Origin of the sequence: Duganella sp. BJB476, assembly GCF_003416895.1 — a bacterium.
Taxonomy (GTDB): domain Bacteria; phylum Pseudomonadota; class Gammaproteobacteria; order Burkholderiales; family Burkholderiaceae_D; genus Rugamonas.
In genome coordinates, this window is the sequence record NZ_QVIO01000001.1 from 1,023,803 (window position 1) to 1,045,156 (window position 21,354).

The window sequence follows — 21,354 nt, forward strand, 5'->3', positions numbered from 1 at the left end:
TTTGCTGCCGGTTTACTTCGAGTTCGTCAACGTCAGCAGGGCGCCGCCCATGCCGACGAAGATCACGCCGGTGGTGCGCTTGGCCAGGCGGGTGCGGGCGATGCTCTGCTTGACGCTGCGCTTCAACCACGAGGCGCAGGCCACGTAGAAGAAGTGCGACAACAAGGTGCAGCTGGTGAAGGTCGATGTCAGCAGCAGGAAGCGCACCGGGTCCACGTGATCCGGCGGCATGAACTGCGGGAACACGGCGGTGAAAAACAAAATCGCTTTCGGATTGCTCACCGCCACCAGCAGGCCGGCGCGGAAGGTGCTCAGGCGGCTGGCCTCGGCCGCGTCCGGCGCGGCGACCTCCGTGGCGGTGGTCGCCGTCGCTTCAGTCACCAGGCTGGCGTGGCGCCAGGCCTTGATGCCCAGGTAAATCAGGTAGGCCGCGCCGGCCACCTTCAGCGCGCCGAACGCCAGCGCCGAAGTCTTCAGCAGCAAGCCCAGGCCAGCCACCGCCGTCGTCGCCACGATGAACACGCCCAGCGCATTGCCTGCCGAACTGTAGAGCGCGCGCCGCGCGCCCATGGTGGTCGCGGTCGAAATCGCCATCAGCACGCCCGGTCCGGGGCTGAACGCCGCCGCCAGGGAAACCGATAAGAACAACAGCCAGGTCGATACAGTCATTGCCAAACTCCAAAAGTAAGTGTCAGGGGAGGCCGTTGCAGCCGTGGGTGCGGAAGCCGTCGCGCTCGCTCAAGCGGGCAAACCAGGCGTCGACGGCTGCCAGTGTGGGGCGCGCCATCGGCATCGAACGCCAGCGGTTGGCCGACAGTCCGAGGACGATGTCGGCCAGGGTCATCATTTCGCCGCAGACGAACGGCCCGGCGGCGGCCAACTGCGCGTCCAGCATGCCCATCAAGCGGTTCCATTCCGCCATGCTGGCCACCAGCGCCGCCGCATCGCCATGCGCCGGACTCTTCCGTATCATCGCCATGAAGGCATAACGCCAGGCGTTGTTCAGTTCGGTGGCCTGCCAGTCCATCCATTTTTCCACCTGGGCGCGCGCCATCGGCTCGGCTGGCAGCAGATCGCTGCGGCCATGCTTGCTCGCCAGATAGCGGCAGATGGTGTTCGATTCCCACAGGCTCTGGCCGTCGTCGACGATGACCGGCACCATGCCGTTCGGATTCATGCGCAGGAACTCAGGCGTGGAGGTCGGCTGGAAGCCGCTGCCGTATTCCTCCAGGCGATAATCGAGACCGATTTCCGCACACGTCCACAAGACCTTGCGGACATTGATGGAGGAGGGTTTGCCGAGTATGGTGAGCATGGCAACAGTATGCCACGCCCCGCCAGAGGGCGTCGGCCACCACCCGATTTTGCCCCAGGTCTATTGTTGCACAGCAATTTTCGATAGAATGCGCCCGCATGTGTTTTAATGATGCGGTGCAAAAAACAACGATAGGGCGCTTTTGATGATGATGTGGTGGCACGGTTTGAGTGTGACGGGGAGTCTGGCGGTAACCGGGCCAATAGGAATCGCGATCGCCGTCTGGCTGCTGGCGGGCAAGTCCTGGCGTCTGACGGCGGCCTGGTGCGTGCTGTTCGGCATTGGCATGGCGCTGGTCGTGGCCACCAAGATGGCCTTCGTCGGTTGGGGGCTGGGCGTGGAATCGGTGGAATTCGCCGGCTTCAGCGGCCATGCGATGCGCGCCGCCGCCGTGTTCCCGGTTGCCTTCTTCCTGGCGTTCCGCTCGTCAACGTCGCAGTGGCGCGTGCTGGGCACCTTGTTTGGGGTACTGCTGGCCGTGCTCATCGCCATTTCCCGCGTCTATGTGCAGGCCCACTCGGTGTCCGAGTCGGTGACCGGCTGCCTGCTTGGCCTGGCCGTGGCGGCGGTGTTCATCTGGTACGCCAGCACCGAGCACCACATGGCGCTGAGCCGGCTGCTGGTGGTGCTGTGCATCCCCATCGTGCTGATCGCGCCGCGCGTGGAGCCGGTGCCGGCCGAAATGTGGATCACCCATGCCGCGCTCTGGCTGTCCGGCCACGACAAACCTTATACCCGCGACATTTGGCGAGAACCCAAATCCCCGTTACGATAGGCGAACACCCGGTCCATGACGCGTTTTCGGCCAGATTTGATGCGCAAAATGGTATTATTGTGACCTTTTCCAGCCCACACACCAGATAACAACGTGCGTCTATCTTCCATCAAATTGTCGGGATTTAAGTCTTTCGTTGATCCCACCAATTTCCAGGTGCCGGGTCAGTTGGTTGGCGTGGTGGGTCCCAACGGTTGCGGCAAGTCGAACATCATCGACGCCGTGCGCTGGGTGTTGGGCGAGTCCAAGGCTTCCGAGCTGCGCGGCGAGTCCATGCAGGACGTCATCTTCAACGGTTCGACCCACCGCAAGCCGGCCGGGCGCGCCTCGGTCGAATTGGTGTTCGACAACAACGACGGCAAGGCTTCCGGCCAGTGGGGCCAGTACGCCGAGATCGCCGTCAAGCGCACGCTGACGCGCGACGGCACCTCGACCTACTACATCAACGGCCAGCCGGTGCGCCGGCGCGACATCCAGGACATCTTCCTCGGCACCGGCCTTGGCCCGCGCGCCTACGCCATCATCGGCCAGGGCATGATCAGCCGCATCATCGAATCGCGCCCGGAAGAACTGCGCGTGTTCCTGGAAGAAGCGGCCGGCGTCTCCAAGTACAAGGAACGCCGCCGCGAAACCGAAAACCGCCTGCACGACACCCGCGAGAACCTGCTACGGGTGGACGACATCCTGCGCGAGCTGAACTCCAACCTGGAAAAGCTGGAAGGCCAGGCCGCCGTCGCCACCAAGTTCCACCAGCTGCAATCGGACCAGGAAGAAAAGCAAAAGCTGCTGTGGCTGCTGCGCAAGATCGAGGCCGAGAACGAGCAGAAGAAATACTTCCGCGAAATGGAGCAGGCGCAGAACGACCTGGAAGAACAGACCGCCAAGCTGCGCAACGTCGAACTGTCGCTGGAGCAGATGCGCCAGGGCCACTTCGCCGCCGGCGACCGCCTGCACACGGCGCAGGGCAGCCTGTACCAGACCAACGCCGAAATCGGCAGCCTGGAAGCGCAGATCAAGTTCGTCATCGAATCGCGCAGCCGTCTGCAGGCGCAGCTGGCCGCGCTGACCGCGCAGCGCGACCAATGGCAGCACCAGGCCACCGAATATGGCGGCCAGATCGAGGAAGGCGAGTTCACACTGGAAGAACTGTCGGCCAAGGTCGAGCAGTCGCAGATGATGGCCGAGCAAAAGGCCGAGTCGTTGCCGATGCTGGAGCAGGTGTGGCGCGAGGCGCAGACCAAGAGCACCGAATCGCGCGCCCGCATCATGCAGGCGCAGCAGCAGCTGGAACTGGAATCGGCGCACCAGCGCAACGCCAACAACATCCTCAACGGCCTGGCCGTGCGGCGCGAACGCCTGCAGCAGGAAAAGAGCGGCCTCAATCTGCCGGACAGCGCACACCTGAATAACTTGCGCATGCAGCTGGAAGAAAAGCAGCAGGCCTTGGAAGAACAAGGCTTCCTGCTGGATGAGGCGCTGGAACAGCAGCCCAAGCTGGACGAGGAACGCCAGGCCGCGCAGCAACAGGTCAACACCGAAACCGCCGCCAACGCCCAGCTGGAAGCGCGCCTGAACGCGCTGCGCCAGTTGCAGGAGCGCGTGCAGACGCAGGGCAAGGTCACGCCGTGGCTGCAAAAGCACGAGCTGGACACGCTGCCGCGCCTGTGGCAAAAACTGAACATCGAATCCGGCTGGGAGACCGCGCTGGAATCCGTGCTGCGCGAGCGCACCTCGGCCTTGCAGATGTCGAACATCGAATGGGCCAAGGCCTTCTTCAGCGATGCGCCACCGGCCAAGCTGGCGTTGTTCGCGCCGTCGCACGCGGTGCCGCCGGCGCCGGTGGAAGTAGCTGGCCTGAAGCCGTTCCTGAATCTGCTCAAACTGAATGACCCGGGCCTGCGCGGCCTGCTGCAGGACTGGCTGCACAACGTCTACATCGCCGAGGACACGGCCGAAGCCTTTGCCGACCGTGCCAAGCTGCCGGCCGGCGCCTGCTTCGTCACGCGCCAGGGTCACGCCGTCACGCAGGGCAGCGTGCGTTTCTACGCCGCCGACTCGGAGCAGGACGGCATGCTGGGCCGCCAGCAGGAAATCGACAACATCACCAAGCAGCTGCGCGCGCAGCAGATGCTGGCCGACGAAGCGCGCGCCCGGTCGGTGCGCGCCGATGCCGCCGTCTCCGAACTGACGCGCCGCCTGACCGAGTACCGCGCCAAGCTGCAAAGCCTGCAGCAGTCGGTGCACACCTTGCAGCTGGACGTGGTCAAGCTGTCGGAGATCGAAGCGCGCTTCAACCAGCGCAGCAACCAGATCGAAACCGACCTGGCCGAAATCGCCGCACAGGAAGAAGAACAAACTCAGGTCAAGATGGAGTCCGAGGAAAAGTTCGAGCAGCTCGATATGGAGCTCGGCAACCTGCAGGGCGACCACGAGGAAGGCCAGACCCTGTTCCTCGAAAAAGAACAGCGCCTGTCCGACGCCCGCGAAGCCTTGCGCGACCTGGAACGCGCCGCGCAGGAAGCGCAGTTCGCCGAGAAGTCCCAGCGCAGCAAGATCGAAGAATTCCGCCGCTCGATCGCCACCGCGACCGCGCAGGTGGCGCAGGTCACGCAAAGCCTGGAAGCGGGACAGGCAGAACTGGCCAGCCTCGAATCCGGCCAGGCCAACGAGGGCTTGCAGGAACTGCTGGACCGCCGCACCGGCCAGGAAAAAGCGCTGTCCGACGCCCGCCACGAACTCGATCAGATCACGCAGCAGCTGCGCATGTTCGAGGAAGGCCGCATGTCGACCGAACGCGCCCTGCAGCCGCAGCGCGACAAGATCATGGAAATGCAGCTGAAGGAACAGGCCGCGCGCCTGAACCAGGAGCAGTTCGCCGCGCAGCTGGCCGAAGTGCAGGCCGACGAAGCGGCGCTGGCCGAGAAGCTGCATCCCGATATGAAGGCCTCGTACCTGCAAGGCGAAGTGACGCGCCTGACCAATGCCATCTCGATGCTGGGCGCGGTCAACCTGGCGGCGCTGGACGAGCTGGCGACGGCCTCCGAACGCAAGAACTTCCTCGACGCGCAGAACGCCGACTTGAATGAGGCGATCAACACGCTGGAAGACGCGATCGCGCGCATCGACAAAGAGACCCGCGATCTGCTGCAGGACACCTTCGACCGCGTCAACGGCCACTTCTCCGAACTGTTCCCGATCCTGTTCGGCGGCGGCCAGGCGAAGCTGATCATGACCGGCGATGAAATTCTCGACTCCGGCGTGCAGGTCATGGCCCAGCCGCCGGGGAAAAAGAACGCCACCATCCACCTGCTGTCTGGCGGTGAAAAAGCGCTGACTGCAACGGCGCTGGTGTTCTCGATGTTCCGACTTAACCCGGCGCCGTTCTGCCTGCTCGACGAGGTCGATGCACCGCTGGACGACGCCAATACCGAACGATTCTGCCGGATGGTCAAACGCATGTCTGACCACACCCAATTCCTCTTCATCTCGCACAACAAGATTGCGATGGAGATGGCCAATCAACTGATCGGTGTGACGATGCAAGAGCAGGGCGTATCGCGCATCGTGGCGGTGGATATGGAATCCGCCGCAAACTTCGCTTCCGAGGCACAAGCAGCATGACAGACCTACAAATGAGTTTGATCGGAATCGCCGGCGTATTCGTCGCCGGCGTTTTCACGTACAACAAAATCCAGGAATACAAGGCCAAGAAGAGTGTCGAACGCGCTTTCTCGACCGATCATGACGATGTGCTGATGCGCACCGGCGATGCTCCGCCATCGTCCACTGCACGCCATGAGCCAAGCTTCTCGCTCGACAGCGCCGCTCCCGGCGTGGCTGGCGGCGAAGCTTCGGCCGCAGCGGCCGCGTTGGGCGCGGTGGCTGCTGAATTCGAAAGCGATCCTGCCGACCCCACGGCGGCGACGGCTGCGCCGCGCGTCAACGCCGTGACGCCGGCGGCCGAACAGGCCACCGCGCTGGTGGACCCGCTGATCGATTGCCTGCTACCGCTGGCGCTGGAAGGCGCGGCGCGCGGCGACAAGCTGCTGCCGGTGCTGCAAACGCTGCGCATGGTCGGTAACAAGCCGGTGCACTACATCGGCCTGGCCGTCAGCGGCGATTGGGAACCCATCGTCCACGGCGGCGTCTACACCAAGCTGCAAGGCGGCGTGCAGCTGGCCAGCCGCAGCACCGCGCTGAACGAACTGGAATACTCGGAACTGGTCACGCGCCTGCGCGCGATGGCCGACGAAATCGGCGCCGAGCCGGAAATCCCGGACATGATCGAAGTGATGGCCGAAGCGCGCAATCTGCACCGCTTCGTCGCCGGCCACGACGCGCAGCTGGGCGTCAACCTGCAAACCAACGGCGCGCCGTGGGCCATCTCCACGCTGCTGGGCGCACTGGAAAAGCAGGGCTTCGACGTGCGTCCCGACGGCCGCTACGTGATGCCGGATGGTGAGGGTGGCCATCTGTTCTCGCTGTCGACCAACGTCACGCTGGCCGAGGAAACCACGCCGCGCCTGACGCTGCTGCTGGACGTGCCATGCGTGGCGCCTTCCCGCGACGGCTTCGGTGCGATGGTCGCTTGCGCCAAATCGCTGGTGGGCCGCCTGGATGCGACCATCGTCGACGACTACAACCAGCCATTGTCGGATGCCGCGTTGGCGGAGATCGCCGGCCAGGTACAGGATTTCTACGCCGAGATGAACGACGCCGATATTCCGGCCGGTTCCACCCGCGCGTTGCGTTTGTTTAGCTAGGAAGTAGCATGACCGAAGTGGATTTCAAGGCGCGTATCGAGTCGTTGAGCGCTGAACTCAACAAGCACCTGCACGCCTATCACGTAGAAGACGCGCCCACCATCCCGGACGCGGAGTACGACAAGCTGTTCATCGAGCTGCAAAAGCTGGAAGAAGCAAACCCGCAATTCGCGCTGCCCGATTCGCCCACCAAGCGCGTGGGCGCGGCGCCGCTGCCGCAGTTCGACCAGGTGACCCATACGGTGCCGATGCTGTCGCTGAATAACGGCTTCACCGACGAGGATATCGAGAACTTCGACCGCCGCGTGCGCGAGGGCCTGGATGCGGCGGCCGCCGTCGAATACGCGGCCGAAGTCAAATACGACGGCCTGGCCATCAACCTGCGCTACGTGGATGGCCTGCTGGTGCAAGCCGCCACGCGCGGCGACGGCTATACCGGCGAAGACGTCACGACCAATATCCGCACCATCCGCTCGATCCCGCTGCGCCTGAACACCCCGAACCCGCCAGCCATCCTCGATGTGCGCGGCGAGGTATTGATGTTCAAGAGCGATTTCGAAGCGATGAATGCGCGCCAGCGCGAAGCTGGCATGAAGGAATTCGTCAATCCGCGCAATGCGGCGGCGGGCAGCCTGCGCCAGCTAGATTCGCGCATCACCGCATCGCGCAAGCTGAGCTTCTTCGCCTATGGCGTCGGCGCTCTGGAAGGCGCCGAGATGCCGTTGTCGCATTCCGCGCTGCTGGACTGGTATCGTAGCATGGGCCTGCCGGTGGCGAAAGAGGCCGCCGTGGTGCGCGGCTACGACGGCCTGATGGCCTACTACAAACAGATCGGCGATGCGCGTCCGACCATGCCATACGAAATCGACGGCGTGGTCTACAAAGCCAACCTGCTGCAGGACCAGCGCACGCTGGGCTTCGTCTCGCGCGCGCCGCGTTTCGCGCTGGCGCACAAGTTCCCCGCTGAAGAAGCGCTGACCACCGTATTGGCGATTGAAGTGCAGGTAGGCCGCACCGGCGCCATCACGCCGGTGGCGCGGCTGGCGTCCGTGTTCGTCGGCGGCGTCAACGTCACCAACGCCACGCTGCATAACGAAGATGAAGTGCGCCGCAAGGACGTGCGCATAGGCGACACGGTGATCGTGCGCCGCGCCGGCGACGTCATCCCCGAGGTGCTGTCCGTGGTGCTGGAACGCCGCCCGTCGCCGGAGCCGGAAGCCTATGTGCTGCCGAAGACATGCCCTGTCTGCGGCTCACACGTGGTGCGTGAAGAAGGCGAGGCGATCGCCCGCTGCTCCGGCGGTTTGTTCTGCTCGGCCCAGCGCAAGGAAGCGATCCGCCACTTCGCCGGCCGCCGGATGATGGACATCGAAGGCCTGGGCGACCGCTACATCGACAACCTCGTCGAACACGGCCAGGTGCAGCGCGTGGCCGACCTGTACGCGCTGAAGTTGGAAGACCTGCTGGAAATGAAGCGCCTGGCCGACGAGCGCGAAGGCACGACGCCGGAGACTGTCGCGCAAGGGAAAATCGCCACCAAGTGGGCGGACAATCTGCTGGAAGCCATCGCCGCCAGCAAGAACCCGCCGCTGGAACGCATGTTGTTCGCGCTCGGCATTCGCCACGTCGGCGAATCAACCGCCAAGACGCTGGCCGAATGGCTGGGCCGTTTCGACCTGGTGCGCCGCGTGCCGGCCGCGCTGCTGCGCGTGCTGCCCGATATCGGCGGCATCGTCGCCGATTCGATCGCCGACTTCTTCGCCGAGCCGAAGAACCAGGAAGCCATCGACGCCTTGCTGGCCGCCGGCGTCGCGCCGACCGGCGAGCATCCGCCGAGCGCCAAGCTGCGCGAGAAGCTCGACACCGTCAAGCTGATGGCCGCGCTGGGCATACCGAAACTGACGGAACCACGCAGCAAGCAGCTGGTCGAACAGGAGGTGACGCTGGAAGTGCTGGCGCACCTGCCGGTGTTCACAGTGTTCGGCCTGCCGGCCGGCGTGGCCGAAGCGCTGGAAGCGTGGATGGCGGAGCCGGGGCATCGCGAACAGCTGCTGGCATTGCACCAGCTGCGCGACGACCTGCTGGCGCAACTGCCGGAGCAGGCAGCCGAAGGTCCGCTGACCGGCAAGACCTTTGTATTGACGGGCACTCTGCCCAACCTGAGTCGCGATCAGGCCGCCGCCATGATCGAAGCGCAGGGCGGCAAGGTATCCGGTTCGGTATCCAAGAAGACGCATTATCTGGTTGCAGGGGCCGATGCCGGCAGCAAGCTGGCCAAGGCCCAGGAACTTGAAGTCACCATACTGGACGAGGCAGGCCTGCTGGCGCTGCTGGAAGCCAGATAAAACAAAGCAGATGATCATGTCCAAAATCAGAAAAGCCGTATTCCCTGTGGCCGGCCTTGGCAGCCGGTTCCTTCCCGCGACCAAGGCGCAGCCGAAGGAAATGCTGCCCATCGTCGACAAGCCGCTGATCCAGTACGCCGTGGAAGAGGCGGTCGCCGCCGGCATCACGGAAATGGTGTTCATCACCGGCCGTAACAAGCGCGCCATCGAAGACCACTTCGACAAGGCCTACGAACTGGAAGCGGAACTGGAAGCGGCCGACAAGAAGTCCTTGCTGGAACTGGTGCAGAACGTTATTCCGAAGCACGTCAACTGCATCTACATCCGCCAGTCCGAGCCGCTGGGCCTGGGCCATGCGGTGCTGTGCGCGCGTCCTGTGATCGGCGACGAGCCGTTCGCCGTGCTGCTGGCGGACGACTTCATGGACACCGCCGACGGCATCAAGCCGGTGCTGGCACAGATGACCGAGCTGCATGCCTATGAGCGCTGCAGCATCCTGGCGGTGCAGGAAGTGGCGCGCGAAGCCACGCGACAGTACGGCATCGTCAGCGCCTCGGCCTACCAGCCGAAGCTGGAAGTGGTGCACGGCATCGTCGAGAAGCCGTCGCCGGATGTGGCGCCGTCCACGCTGGCGGTGGTGGGCCGCTACGTGCTGTCGGGCCGGATTTTCCAGTACCTGGAAAACCTCGGCACCGGCACCGGCGGCGAAATTCAGCTGACCGACGGCATCGCCGCGCTGCTGAAGGATGAACGCGTGCTGGCCTACCGCTACGACGGCCAGCGCTACGATTGCGGCTCCAAGCTGGGCTACCTGAAGGCGATGACGGCGATGGGCCTCAAGCACCCGGAAACCGGCGCCGAGTACTGCCAGTTCCTGCGCGATATGCAGTGCGAAATCAACGGGGGCAGCAAATGATGGTGCGCGAAATCCTGAAGATGGGTGATCCGCGCCTGCTGCGCGTGGCCGAGCCGGTGACCGAGTTCGATACACCGGCCATGCGCGAGCTGATCGCCGATATGTTCGACACCATGCACGCCGCCAACGGCGCGGGCCTGGCGGCGCCGCAGATCGGCGTCAACCTGCAGCTGGTGATCTTCGGCTTCAAACAGAACGCGCGCTATCCCGATGCGCCGCAAGTGCCGGAAACGGTATTAATCAATCCCACCCTCACGCCGCTGTCGGACGAGATGGAAGAGGGCTTCGAAGGCTGCCTGTCGGTGCCTGGCCTGCGCGGCAGCGTGCCGCGCTTCACCAGCCTGCGCTACGAAGGCGTGGACCAGTTCCGGCAGCCCATCCTGCGCGACGTCGACGGCTTCCACGCGCGCGTGGTGCAGCATGAAGTGGACCACCTGCTCGGCGTGTTGTACCCGATGCGCATCACCGACTTCTCCCGGTTCGGCTTCACCGAGGTGATGTTCCCCGACCTCGATCCCAACGACGACGATTGAGGCAGGCGATGAGTGAAGGTCCGGTGCGCAAGCCTGCGCAAAAGGTCATCCGTCCACGGGTCGGCAATGAGCGCGGCGTGTTCCGGATGGGGACGTCGCAGATCAAGCGGGTAGGCCTGGGGCGCTGGTACTGGGGCGACATCTACCACTGGATGCTGACCCTGAGCTGGCCGCGCTTCTTCCTGCTGGTTGGCGGCTTGTACATGGTCACCAACGTGGGGTTCGCGCTGGCGTTCTTCCTGGTGCCAGGCTCGGTGTCCAACGCGCGGCCCGGCTCCTTCCTCGACACCTTCTTCTTCTCGATCGAAACGCTGGCCACCGTCGGTTATGGCTATATGAACCCCGGTTCGACCTATGGCCACGTGGTCGCCTCGACCGAGATCCTGCTCGGCATGGTGGAGGTGGCGACGGTGACGGGCCTGTTGTTCGCGCGCTTCTCGCGTCCGACCTCGCGCATCATGTTTTCCGACGTCGCCGTGATCACGCCATTCAACGGCGTGCCGACGCTGATGCTGAGGACCGGTAACGAACGCGGCAACCTGATACTGGAAGCCTCGGTGCGCGCCACGCTGATCCGCCGCGAGATGACGCTGGAAGGGCAGATCTTCACGCGCTTCTATGATCTGCAGCTGGAACGCGAGCGGTCCGGCGTGTTCGCGCTGACATGGACCATCCTGCACAAGATCGACGAATCCAGTCCGTTCTGGGGCAAGTCGCAGGAAGATCTGCAGAAGGAGGGCGCCACGCTGTCGGTGGCCGTCTCCGGCACCGACGACACGCTCAACGATTTCGTCCACGCGCGCCAGACCTACGCGGCGGAGCACATCTTCTTCAACCACCACTTTGCCGACATCATGTCGGACAAGCAGGACGGCAATGTGCGGATACTGGACTACAGCAAATTCCACGACATCTACCCGGATGGCACGACCGGAGGCAGCATGCCTGGCGCGGCGCTGGCGCATCCCGGCTAAGTATGGCGGGCGCTATTCGGCGCCCAGCAGGTCGCGCGCATTCAGCAGCGCGTAGACGATATCGGGGTTTTTGTTGAAGCAGCGGCGCACGGCGGCCGGCACGTTTTCGCGGGTTTTGCGGCACAGGCCCGGCTGCTCCACCAGGCGTATCTGCAGGCCCATCACGGTGCGCACGCCGTTCGCGCTGGGCGTGATGGTCAGGCGGATGCCCAGCTGCTCCTGCATGCGCTGCTCGATGTGGCCCAGCTCCTCGAAGCTGGCGATGTTCTCGATACGCTCGATCAGCGCCTTCTCCTGCTCACGCGTCAGGCGCAGGATGCGGATATCCGTGGCGTCGGGCGCACCATCCCATTGTTCCAGCAGCTCGTCGCGGCCGCACTCGCAGGCGCCGGGCGGGCATTCTTTTCGAATCGGGAAGGGCAGTGCTTCAGGCATGGTGAAACGACTCGACGGCATAGTCAAAGTTAAATTCTACTCCGAACCCCACATTGTGCGGCGCCTGATTATTAGCAGGCATATAATATTATCTTTTAATTCAAGCATACGCTCCATGAAGAACAAGTACCCGACCCTGTCCTTACTGGCGGCGCTGTGGATGGCGTTGCCCGCCGCAGCAGGCCCTGAAACACTGGAGCGCTGCCCGCCGGCAGCCAAGCCGTGGTTGCCCGCCGGCGCCAGTCAGAACGTGTGTTCGCAGTTTTCGTCCAACGCCGGCGTCGGCGCGACCAACTACGGTGGCTCGTACAAAATGGCGGCGTTCAGCAAGGACGGCAAGCTGGCGGGACTTCGCAATCCCGACCTGGGCCGCGAAGATCCTGCGCCGAAGGACACCTACGACCCGGCGGCGTGGGAGCAGTCCGGCAGCACCGGGCCGGTTGGCGAATTATGGTGGGGCCGACGCGACAATATGCATTTGTTTGTCGGCCAGGAGTCGAAGGTACGGCTGACTGTGGAAGCCAGCCACGGGCCGATGCCGGGACCGGCGGAGCGACAGGCGCGCATGCTGGCGATCGTGGCCCAGGCCCAGGCTATGGCGGCCAACAAACCGATTCCGCAATCGGCCTACGACAATCTGCTGTTCATACACCGCAGCATGGAGTACCGCCAGATCGACGGCACCGATGCGACCTTCCGCGGCGGCCTTGGCGGCGACGGCTTTATCCCGCCCGGTAAAATATCGGACGCCAAACTGAAACTCGACAATCTGCCGGCCTACAAGGGCGTGCTCAGTTTCGAGATGAAGGTGGACGGGGTTGCGCGTCGCTTCAGTTTTCCGGTGATGCTGGACCAGCCCACCGATCATCTGATCGCCGCCGCCGTCAACGGCGACAGCTACGTCAAATGCGAGAAACGGCCGAACCGCGGGAAGAATGAATCGTTGTCGTGCCCACTGAACAAGGAGAACTTCCCGGAGCGCTACGACGCCGAGGGAGCGTTTTTCGGCGACCACGCTACGCTGGCGGCGGTGAAAATCTACATGACGGTCAACTCGCCGGCGCGCAATCGTCACGAGGACATCGCCACCGCCGTGATCATCCTGCGCGCCGAGGCTTCACCGCCGGTTGCCGCCGGCCGCTGAGTGTTGCAGGCGATGTTGTGCGCTAGCGCACGCTTTAGTCCATGCGTTTGAGGCGCTGGCCGACGATGCTCCACTTGCAGGCTTCGCCGTCGACGGTGCCGGTCAGTACCCAGCCGGTGCCGAGCTTTTCGACGCCGATTTCGCACTCCAGTTCCTTCGCCAGTTTTTCGGCCCAGCCGCGCGCTGCGCCCTGGCCTTTGAACAGTTCATTGCCTTCGTAGATAACGGTGGCGTCGAAAACCGAGGCGGCAAAAATGGTCATGATGGTCTTCCAAAAAAAGTAAGCCGTTATTGTGCCACTAAATCGGGGCGATTGCGGAGGAGGTGCTTTTATGCCAACATCTCCGCCACTTGCGTAACCGAAAAGGATGCAATGATACTCAAACCACTCGCCATGCTGGTGCTGGCAGCCCTGTTCACGCCGCTGGCGCTGGCGGCCGATGCGACAACGCCGCCGCTGGATGCTGGCACCCCGGCGATCTACCAATACATGCGCGCCCAACGCAGCGAAGCGCAGAGATTGAGCGAGCCCGCGTCGGCGACGCCGGATGACCTGAAGCGCGCGGTGCCGAAGTATCAGAAGCTGCTGGACTATCTGGCGACACCTCAGGTCTCCGAGCACGCCAACGGCTATAAACCTTTGTATGCGGAGAATATCAACCTGCTGCTGCCGCTGGCCGGCGTGTACGCGCGACTGGGCATGAAAGAACAGGCATTGGCGGCGCTGGAACGCGTACAGGGCATGCTGTGGATGCCGGCTTTTTCAGCCATGCTGGCCGGCCCCGAGTTCAACAGCCTGCGCGATGAACCGCGCTTCAAGGCGGTGCAGCAGACGATGGCCTTGCCGGACCGTCTGTACAAAGTACCCGCCATCGCCACGCCGTACAAGGCGGTGCTGACGGTGGAGGAGAAGGTCGCCGGCCTGTCGCTGTTCTGGGCCGAGGCACGTGAGAGTTTCGTCCACTTCGATCACGTGCCCGGCCTGGCGTGGGACCAGGTCTACATGGACTATCTGACCAAGGTGATCGCGGCGCCGACCACGCGCGACTACTATCGGATCATGATGCAGCTGGCGCCCTTGCTGCAGGACGGCCACACCAACATCTATCCGCCGGAAGAGCTAAGCGACGAGTTGTATGCGCGTCCGCCGCTGCGCACCGTGCTGGTGGAGGACAAGGTGCTGGTCGAGCGAGTCGGCAATCCCGCATTGCAGGCGCGCCTGCACGTCGGCGACGAGATTGTCGCCGTCGACGACGAGCCGGTGCTGGAATATGGCCACCGGCGGATCGAGCCGTTCGTCAGCGCATCCACGCCACAGGACCGGGCGATGCGCACCTATTCCTATCAACTGCTGATGGGCGACGCTGGCAAACCGCTGACATTGCGCGTGCGCGGCGCGGACGGTACGGAGCGCGATGAGGTGGTGGAGCGCTCCGGCAGCTATCAGGCGCCGCAGCAGTTTGTCTTCAAGACGCTGCCGGGCGATATCGCCTATATCTCCATCGACCATTTCGAGAACGACGAAAGCGTCAGGGCGTTCGAGAAGGCGGTCCCGGACATCCTGAAGGCCAAAGGGTTGGTGATCGACGTACGGCGCAACGGCGGCGGCTCCAGCGGATTCGGCTTGCGGATACTGTCCTGGTTGAGCCGGCAGCCGATTGGCAGCGCCGCTTCCTACCGCCGCGATGGCAACGCCGTGATGCGCGCGCAAGTCAGCCCCGCCATCTTCTGGACGCCGACGGACTTCGCCGGTGACACCTACAAGGCACAGCACAAGGAGGTCTTCAACGGTCCGGTGGCTGTGCTGACCAGCGCGCAGACCTTCTCCGCCGCGGAAGATTTTGCTGTCGCCTTCAGGCTGATGAAGCGCGGGATCATCGTCGGCGAGGCCACCGGTGGCAGCACCGGCCAGCCCCTGTTCATCCAACTGCCGGGCGGCGGCTCGGCGCGCATCTGCGTCAAGCGCGACGTCTACCCGGACGGCAGCGCCTTTGTCGGCAAGGGCGTCATGCCTGATGTCGAAGTACGCCGCACCGTAACGTCGCTGCGCGCAGGCGCCGACCCGGTGCTCGACCGCGCCGTCGCCGAACTGCGCAAGTAATACTCCCTCCCGCGCCGCCCTACAGGCGGCGCATCCTCCTGTCCCTCCCATACCACTACGTCATTCGACGTATTCCTCACGGCTTGTCTGCTGGCTAATCTTGCAGCATCCAAAACCGAAAAGGGGAACATGATGGGTTTGAAACGGGGAATGCTGCTGGCCGCAGCAGCTGCAGTAGTAGGCAATGCGCAGGCCGGCGCCACGGTCAACTTTGGCGAAGACAAGTCGGTCAGCGTCGGCTTCGGCATGCGCGAGAGCTACACCAGCGCCAAGGACGGGGCGCCCAATGGCACCGACCGCTCCAGCGACTTCAACCTGGATTCGGCGCGCTTGTTCCTGGGCGCGTCGCTCAACAAGAACATCAAGGGCATGCTGAACACCGAATGGGACGGCGACAAGATCCGCATCCTGGACGCGGCCGGCCAGTTCGCCATTTCACCCGAGTTGAACATCTGGGCCGGCCGTCTGCTATCGCCTAGCGACCGCGCCAACATGGCCGGGCCGTACTACTCGCTGGGCGGCGGCTACTGGGCCGGCGTGGCTTCGCGCTACGGCTACAACGGCGGCATCTTCCGTGGCCGCGATGATGGCGTGGTGGTCTGGGGCGATGTCGCCGAAGGCAAGCTGGGTTACTCGTTCGGCGTGTTCGAAGGCCATACTTTTGGCATCGGCTCGATGACGCAATCGCAGGCCAAGGCGGCGGGCGTCAAGGCCGACGACTCGCTGATGTACGCGGGCCGCTTGCAGTACGACTTCTGGGATGCGGAACCGGGCTACTACGGCACCGGCAATTACCTCGGCGGCGCCGACATCCTGTCCATCGGCGTGGCGGGACGCTACCAGAAGGACGGCATTCTCACCATCGCCAAGAGCGGCAAGTACAGCTCCTACAACGTCGACTTCCTGATGGAGAAACGGGTCAAGGGCTCCGGCGCCTTCGCGCTGGAAGCTGCCTGGTACGACTACAACACGGACGACATCATCAAGTCCGAACAGGGCAAGGCCTATTCGGCCGGCGCTTCCTGGATCTTCGAAGAGAAGGCCGGCTGGGGCAAGTTCCAACCCTTCGTGCGCTGGCAGAAGTTCGCCGCCGATACCGACATCGACACCAAACAGTATGACGCAGGCGTGAACTACATCATCGACGGCTACAACGCGCAGGTTAGCGCCGTGTACTCGAAGACCAAGGTCACCAAGGCCGCCGATACGGACAAGTTCTCGGTCACCTTGCAGCTGCAATTCTAATTCCACCACACGGAGCTATCTCATGCAAAATCGTCGCAACTTCATCGCATCCCTGAGCCGTATCGCCGCCGCCACCGCCATGCTGGCCGCCGGCGCGCAAGCTTACGCCGCCGACACCATCAAGGTCGGCATCCTGCATTCGCTGTCGGGCACGATGGCGATTTCCGAAACGTCGCTGAAAGATGTGGCGTTGATGACCATCGACGAAATCAACGCCAAGGGCGGCGTGTTGGGCAAGAAGCTGGAGGCGGTGGTGGTCGATCCGGCCTCCAACTGGCCGCTGTTCGCCGAGAAGGCGCGCGGGCTGATCGCGCAGGACAAGGTGTCCGTGGTGTTCGGCTGCTGGACGTCGGTGTCGCGCAAGTCGGTGCTGCCGGTGTTCAAAGAGCTGAATAGCCTGCTGTTCTACCCGGTGCAGTACGAGGGTGAGGAGCTGGAGAAGAATGTCTTCTACACCGGCGCCGCACCCAACCAGCAGGCGATACCTGCGGTGGAATACCTGATGAGCAAGGAGGGCGGTGGCGCCAAGCGCTTCGTGCTGCTGGGGACCGACTACGTTTATCCACGCACCACCAACAAGATCCTGCGCGCCTACCTGAAGAGCAAGGGCGTGAAGGATAGCGATATCGACGAGGTGTACACCCCGTTCGGGCACTCGGACTACCAGACCATCGTCGCCAACATCAAGAAGTTCTCGGCGGGCGGCAAGACGGCGGTGATCTCCACCATCAACGGCGATTCCAATGTGCCGTTCTACAAAGAGCTGGGCAACGCGGGCTTGAAGGCGACCGATGTGCCGGTGGTGGCGTTCTCGGTGGGCGAGGAGGAGCTGCGCGGCGTGGATACCAAGCCGCTGCTGGGCCACCTGGCGGCGTGGAACTACTTCGAGTCGGTGAAGAATCCGGTGAATACGGAGTTCATCAAGAAGTGGAAGGCTTATGCCATCGCCAAGAAGCTGCCGAACGCGAATACCGTCGTGACCAACGATCCGATGGAAGCGACCTACGTGGGCATCCATATGTGGGCGCAGGCGGTGGAGAAGGCCAAGTCGACCGACACCGACAAGGTGATCGCGGCGATGGCGGGGCAGAGCTTCAAGGCGCCGTCGGGCTTTACGTTGACGATGGATCCGACCAATCACCATTTGCATAAGCCGGTGTTCATTGGCGAGATCCGGCCGGACGGCCAGTTCAGTGTGGTGTGGAAGACGCCAGGTCCGGTGCGCGCGAATCCGTGGAGCCCGTACATTCCCGGTAACGAGGGTAAGCAGAAGCTGTAAGCCGTGCCGTGGGGCTCCGGTCGGTGCGACGGAGCCCGCAGCAAACCAGTACCACTGAGGACACCACCTTGAAAAAACTCCTGCTCCTGGCCTGCCTGCTGCTGTCCTGCGCGGCGCATGCCGCCATCGACAGCACACTGCTGGCGCCCCTGGCCGGCGGCGATCCCGACGCCCGCGTCGATGCCATCGTCAAGATCGGCGCGCTGGCCAACGACGACGCCATCCGCCTGCTGACGGCGCTCAAAGGCGACGCCCTGTACGCCACGCCGGACGGCAGCATCTACATCGTCACCGACGACAAAGCCTACAACCCGGCCACCGGCGCAACCGGCCCACTGCCCGAAGGGCTGGATGGTGTGATGGTCAACAACCGCCTGCGCGGCGCCGTCGACGACGCGCTGTCCGCCCTCAAACTATTCGCCCCAGACCGCGCGCAGCGGCTGGCAGCAGCCACCGAACTGCAAAAAAGCGTCACGCTGGCGCAGGCCCCGCTGATCGAGAAGGCCCTGGCGAACGAGCAGGACGCCGAGATCCGCCCCATGCTGCAACTGGTCGCCGCCACCGCCAACCTGCAATCGCCGGAAGCCGCCAAGCGCAAGGTCGCCGTCGAAGCGCTGGCCGACAGCAGCAACGCCAACCTGCGCCCGCTGCTGCAAGCGATGCAGAGCGATAAGGAACCCGACCAGTCGGTGCGCGTGGCCGCCGCCCACACCTTGCAGGCGCTGGACAGTCGCCTGGCCCGCACCGAATTTATCGGCAACGTCTTCTACGGCATCTCGCTGGCCAGCGTGCTGCTGCTGACGGCGCTGGGCCTGGCCATCACCTTCGGCCTGATGGGCATCATCAACATGGCCCACGGCGAACTGCTGATGATAGGCGCCTACACCACCTACCTGTGCCAACTCGGCTTCCGCAACTACTTCCCCTCGGCGGTGGACTGCTACCTGATCGCCGCGCTGCCGGCCGCCTTCCTGGTGACGGCCGCCGTCGGCATCGCGCTGGAGCGCACGGTGATCCGCTGGCTCTACGGCCGTCCGCTGGAAACGCTGCTGGCCACGTGGGGCATCAGCCTGATACTAATGCAGGCGGTACGCACCATCTTCGGCGCGCAGAACGTCGAGGTGGCGAATCCGTCGTGGATGTCGGGCGGCGTGACGGTGCTTGGCTCGCTGGTGCTGGCCTATAACCGCATCGTCATCATCGTGTTCGCGCTGTTCGTGGTGGCGGGCGTCTGGCTGATACTGAACAAGACCCGGCTCGGCTTGTTCGTCCGCGCCGTGATGCAGAACCGCCGCATGGCCGGCTGCGTCGGCGTCTACACCGCCAAGATCGACATGATGACCTTCGGCCTCGGCTCCGGCATCGCGGGACTGGGCGGCGTGGCCCTGTCGCAGCTGGGTAACGTGGGGCCGGACCTGGGCCAGAGCTACATCGTCGATTCCTTCATGGTGGTGGTGCTGGGCGGCGTCGGCCAGCTGGCAGGCACCATCATCGCCGCGCTGGGACTGGGCGAAGCGAACAAATTCCTGGAGCCGGTGGCGGGCGCGGTGCTGGCCAAGATCGCCATCCTGGTCTTCATCATCATGTTTATCCAGAAGCGGCCGCAGGGCCTGTTCGCCATGAAAGGCAGGAGCGCAGAATGAATCATCCCTCTCTCTTTTCGCGCCAGGCGTGGAGCGGCATCGCCGCCTGCTGCGTGGTGCTGGCCGCGCTGCCCTTGCTGAACCTGGCCTTTGCGGACGGCCATCCGCTGCATGTACCCAGCTACATGGTCAGCCTGGTCGGCAAATTCATGTGCTACGCTCTGGCCGCGCTGGCGCTCGACATGGTGTGGGGCTATGCCGGCATCCTGTCGCTGGGCCACGGCGTGTTCTTCGCGCTGGGCGCCTATGCGCACGGCATGTACCTGATGCGCGCCATCGGCAGGGAGGGCGTGTACCAGAGCGACCTGCCGGACTTCATGGTCTTCCTCGACTGGAAAACCTATCCGTGGTTCTGGTCCGCCACCGACAGCTTCTGGTACTGTGTAGCGCTGGTGGTGCTGGTGCCGGGCGTGCTGGCGTTCGTATTCGGTTTCTTCGCTTTCCGTTCGCGCATCAAGGGCGTGTACTTTTCGATCATCACGCAAGCCATGACCTACGCCTTCATGCTGCTGTTCTTCCGCAATAACACCGGCTTTGGCGGTAACAACGGCTTCACGGACTTCAAGCGGATACTGGGCTACTCGATCAGCGCGCCCGCCACTAAGGCGACGCTGTACCTGGTCACGCTGGCGATGCTGGCCGGCTCGCTGCTGCTGTGCCGCTGGATCGTCAAGTCCAAGCTGGGACGCGTGCTGCAAGCGGTGCGCGATTCGGAATCGCGGCTGATGTTCATCGGCTATAACCCGCTGTGGTTCAAACTGTTCGTGTGGACCTTGTCGGCGGTGTTGTGCGGGATAGCGGGCGCGCTGTATGTGCCGCAGGTCGGCATCATCAACCCGTCCGAGATGTCGCCGGCGAACTCGATCGAGATGGTGATCTGGGCAGCGGTGGGCGGCCGCGGCACGCTGCTGGGGCCTATCATCGGCGCGTTCTCCGTCAACGGCTTGAAAAGCTGGTTCACCGGCGCCTTCCCGAATCTGTGGCTGTTCGCGCTGGGACTGATCTTCATCCTGGTGACGCGCTACCTGCCGCAGGGCATAGCGGGACTGGCGGCGCGCTGGCGCAAGGAGCAGGCATGAGCGCCAACGAACATGTGAACATCTCGTCGGGCCGCGTGGCGGAGCCGGGACTGGACACCACGCACGGCGCCATCCTGTACCTGGAAGAGATCACGGTGTCGTTCGACGGCTTCCGCGCGCTGAATAAACTGAGCCTGGATATTTCGGTCGGCGAGCTGCGGTGCATCATCGGCCCTAACGGCGCGGGCAAGACCACGATGATGGACGTCATCACCGGCAAGACGCGGCCAACCTCCGGCACTGCCTTCTTCGGTCAGACCATGGACCTGAGCCACATGACGGAATACCAGATCGCCCATGCCGGCATAGGCCGCAAGTTCCAGCGGCCGACCATCTTCGAGCAGCACACCGTGTTTGAAAATCTCGAACTGGCGATGAAGACCGACAAGCGCGTGCGGCCCACCTTGTTCGCGCGGCTGTCGTCCGAACAGCGCGGCAAGATCGACGAGATCCTCAAGCTGATACGGTTGAACGGCAGCGAGCAGCGCCTGGCAGGGCTGCTGTCGCACGGGCAGAAGCAGTGGCTGGAGATCGGCATGCTGCTGATGCAGGAGCCGCAGCTGATCCTGCTGGATGAACCGGTGGCCGGCATGTCCGACGCCGAAACGGCGCGCACGGCGGAGCTGCTCAACGAATTGCGCGGCAAGCATTCGATCATGGTGGTGGAGCACGACATGGCGTTCGTGACGGAGATCGCGCAGCAGGGCGTGGTGACGGTGCTGCACGAAGGCTCGGTGCTGGCACAGGGCACGATGTCGCAAGTGCAGTCCGACGAGCGGGTGATTGAAGTTTATCTGGGGCGCTGAC

General features: G+C 63.7%; 18 protein-coding genes. 14 read left to right on the forward strand and 4 right to left on the reverse strand.

The genetic code is table 11. The features are described from left to right. Positions 1-12: 12 nt before the first annotated feature. Positions 13-669 carry a LysE family translocator gene (locus D0T21_RS04550; RefSeq protein ID WP_116988624.1) on the reverse strand — a complete coding sequence of 219 codons (657 nt, stop codon included), beginning with the start codon at positions 667-669 and terminating at the stop codon, positions 13-15. A 22-nt stretch (positions 670-691) separates the two neighbouring features. Next, positions 692-1,315 carry a glutathione S-transferase family protein gene (locus tag D0T21_RS04555; protein WP_116988625.1) on the reverse strand — a complete coding sequence of 208 codons (624 nt, stop codon included), beginning with the start codon at positions 1,313-1,315 and terminating at the stop codon, positions 692-694. A gap of 172 nt (positions 1,316-1,487) precedes the next feature. Between D0T21_RS04555 and D0T21_RS04560 the strand changes: the two genes are divergently transcribed. The 7 genes from D0T21_RS04560 (at position 1,488) to D0T21_RS04590 (ending at position 11,621) form a co-directional block, all read left to right on the forward strand. After that, positions 1,488-2,090: a phosphatase PAP2 family protein gene (locus D0T21_RS04560; protein WP_229211331.1), complete on the forward strand. Its 603-nt coding sequence runs from the start codon at positions 1,488-1,490 to the stop codon at positions 2,088-2,090. A 93-nt stretch (positions 2,091-2,183) separates the two neighbouring features. Further along, positions 2,184-5,711, forward strand: coding sequence for a chromosome segregation protein SMC (gene smc / locus D0T21_RS04565; RefSeq protein ID WP_116988627.1), 3,528 nt, complete (start codon positions 2,184-2,186; stop codon positions 5,709-5,711). Next, on the forward strand, positions 5,708-6,853 hold the full coding sequence (locus tag D0T21_RS04570; RefSeq protein WP_116988628.1) for a cell division protein ZipA C-terminal FtsZ-binding domain-containing protein: 1,146 nt from the start codon (positions 5,708-5,710) through the stop codon (positions 6,851-6,853). The genes smc and D0T21_RS04570 overlap by 4 nt, the downstream gene beginning before the upstream one ends. Before the next feature lie 8 nt (positions 6,854-6,861). Further along, positions 6,862-9,198 carry an NAD-dependent DNA ligase LigA gene (gene ligA / locus D0T21_RS04575; RefSeq protein ID WP_116988629.1) on the forward strand — a complete coding sequence of 779 codons (2,337 nt, stop codon included), beginning with the start codon at positions 6,862-6,864 and terminating at the stop codon, positions 9,196-9,198. 16 nt (positions 9,199-9,214) lie between these two features. Beyond that, positions 9,215-10,114 (forward strand): UTP--glucose-1-phosphate uridylyltransferase GalU, encoded by a 900-nt coding sequence (galU, locus tag D0T21_RS04580; protein WP_116989355.1) that lies wholly within the window; start codon positions 9,215-9,217, stop codon positions 10,112-10,114. Further along, complete coding sequence (def, locus tag D0T21_RS04585) at positions 10,111-10,647, forward strand: peptide deformylase (protein ID WP_116994281.1); 537 nt, start codon at positions 10,111-10,113, stop codon at positions 10,645-10,647. Before galU ends, def begins: the two co-directional genes overlap by 4 nt. Positions 10,648-10,655: 8 nt before the next feature. Further along, positions 10,656-11,621: an ion channel gene (locus D0T21_RS04590; RefSeq protein WP_116988631.1), complete on the forward strand. Its 966-nt coding sequence runs from the start codon at positions 10,656-10,658 to the stop codon at positions 11,619-11,621. 12 nt (positions 11,622-11,633) lie between these two features. Here D0T21_RS04590 and D0T21_RS04595 read toward each other — a convergent pair whose 3' ends face one another. Continuing rightward, entirely contained in the window at positions 11,634-12,056 is a 423-nt protein-coding gene (locus D0T21_RS04595; protein WP_116989356.1) for a hypothetical protein, read from the reverse strand. Between the two features lie 115 nt (positions 12,057-12,171). Here D0T21_RS04595 and D0T21_RS04600 point away from each other — a divergent pair, with 115 nt between their 5' ends. After that, positions 12,172-13,200: a hypothetical protein gene (locus D0T21_RS04600; protein WP_116988632.1), complete on the forward strand. Its 1,029-nt coding sequence runs from the start codon at positions 12,172-12,174 to the stop codon at positions 13,198-13,200. Positions 13,201-13,234: 34 nt separating this feature from the next. On the opposite strand, the gene D0T21_RS04605 is transcribed toward D0T21_RS04600, so the two are convergent. Continuing rightward, entirely contained in the window at positions 13,235-13,462 is a 228-nt protein-coding gene (locus D0T21_RS04605; RefSeq protein ID WP_116988633.1) for a hypothetical protein, read from the reverse strand. 111 nt (positions 13,463-13,573) lie between these two features. Here D0T21_RS04605 and D0T21_RS04610 point away from each other — a divergent pair, with 111 nt between their 5' ends. The 6 genes from D0T21_RS04610 to urtD all read left to right on the forward strand — a co-directional run bounded on the left by D0T21_RS04610 (position 13,574) and on the right by urtD (position 21,353). Beyond that, positions 13,574-15,301, forward strand: coding sequence for a S41 family peptidase (locus tag D0T21_RS04610; RefSeq protein WP_116988634.1), 1,728 nt, complete (start codon positions 13,574-13,576; stop codon positions 15,299-15,301). Positions 15,302-15,430: 129 nt separating this feature from the next. Continuing rightward, the gene (locus tag D0T21_RS04615) at positions 15,431-16,546 is read left to right on the forward strand and encodes a porin (protein ID WP_229211332.1); all 1,116 of its coding nucleotides are present in this window, start codon (positions 15,431-15,433) and stop codon (positions 16,544-16,546) included. A gap of 79 nt (positions 16,547-16,625) precedes the next feature. Continuing rightward, entirely contained in the window at positions 16,626-17,825 is a 1,200-nt protein-coding gene (gene urtA, locus D0T21_RS04620; protein ID WP_229211407.1) for an urea ABC transporter substrate-binding protein, read from the forward strand. A gap of 68 nt (positions 17,826-17,893) precedes the next feature. Further along, positions 17,894-19,468: an urea ABC transporter permease subunit UrtB gene (gene urtB / locus D0T21_RS04625; protein WP_116988637.1), complete on the forward strand. Its 1,575-nt coding sequence runs from the start codon at positions 17,894-17,896 to the stop codon at positions 19,466-19,468. Next, a complete protein-coding gene (gene urtC / locus D0T21_RS04630; RefSeq protein ID WP_116988638.1) occupies positions 19,465-20,547 on the forward strand; it encodes an urea ABC transporter permease subunit UrtC in 1,083 nt (360 codons plus the stop codon). The genes urtB and urtC overlap by 4 nt, the downstream gene beginning before the upstream one ends. Continuing rightward, complete coding sequence (gene urtD, locus D0T21_RS04635) at positions 20,544-21,353, forward strand: urea ABC transporter ATP-binding protein UrtD (RefSeq protein ID WP_116988639.1); 810 nt, start codon at positions 20,544-20,546, stop codon at positions 21,351-21,353. The genes urtC and urtD overlap by 4 nt, the downstream gene beginning before the upstream one ends. The last annotated feature ends 1 nt before the right edge of the window (position 21,354 follow it).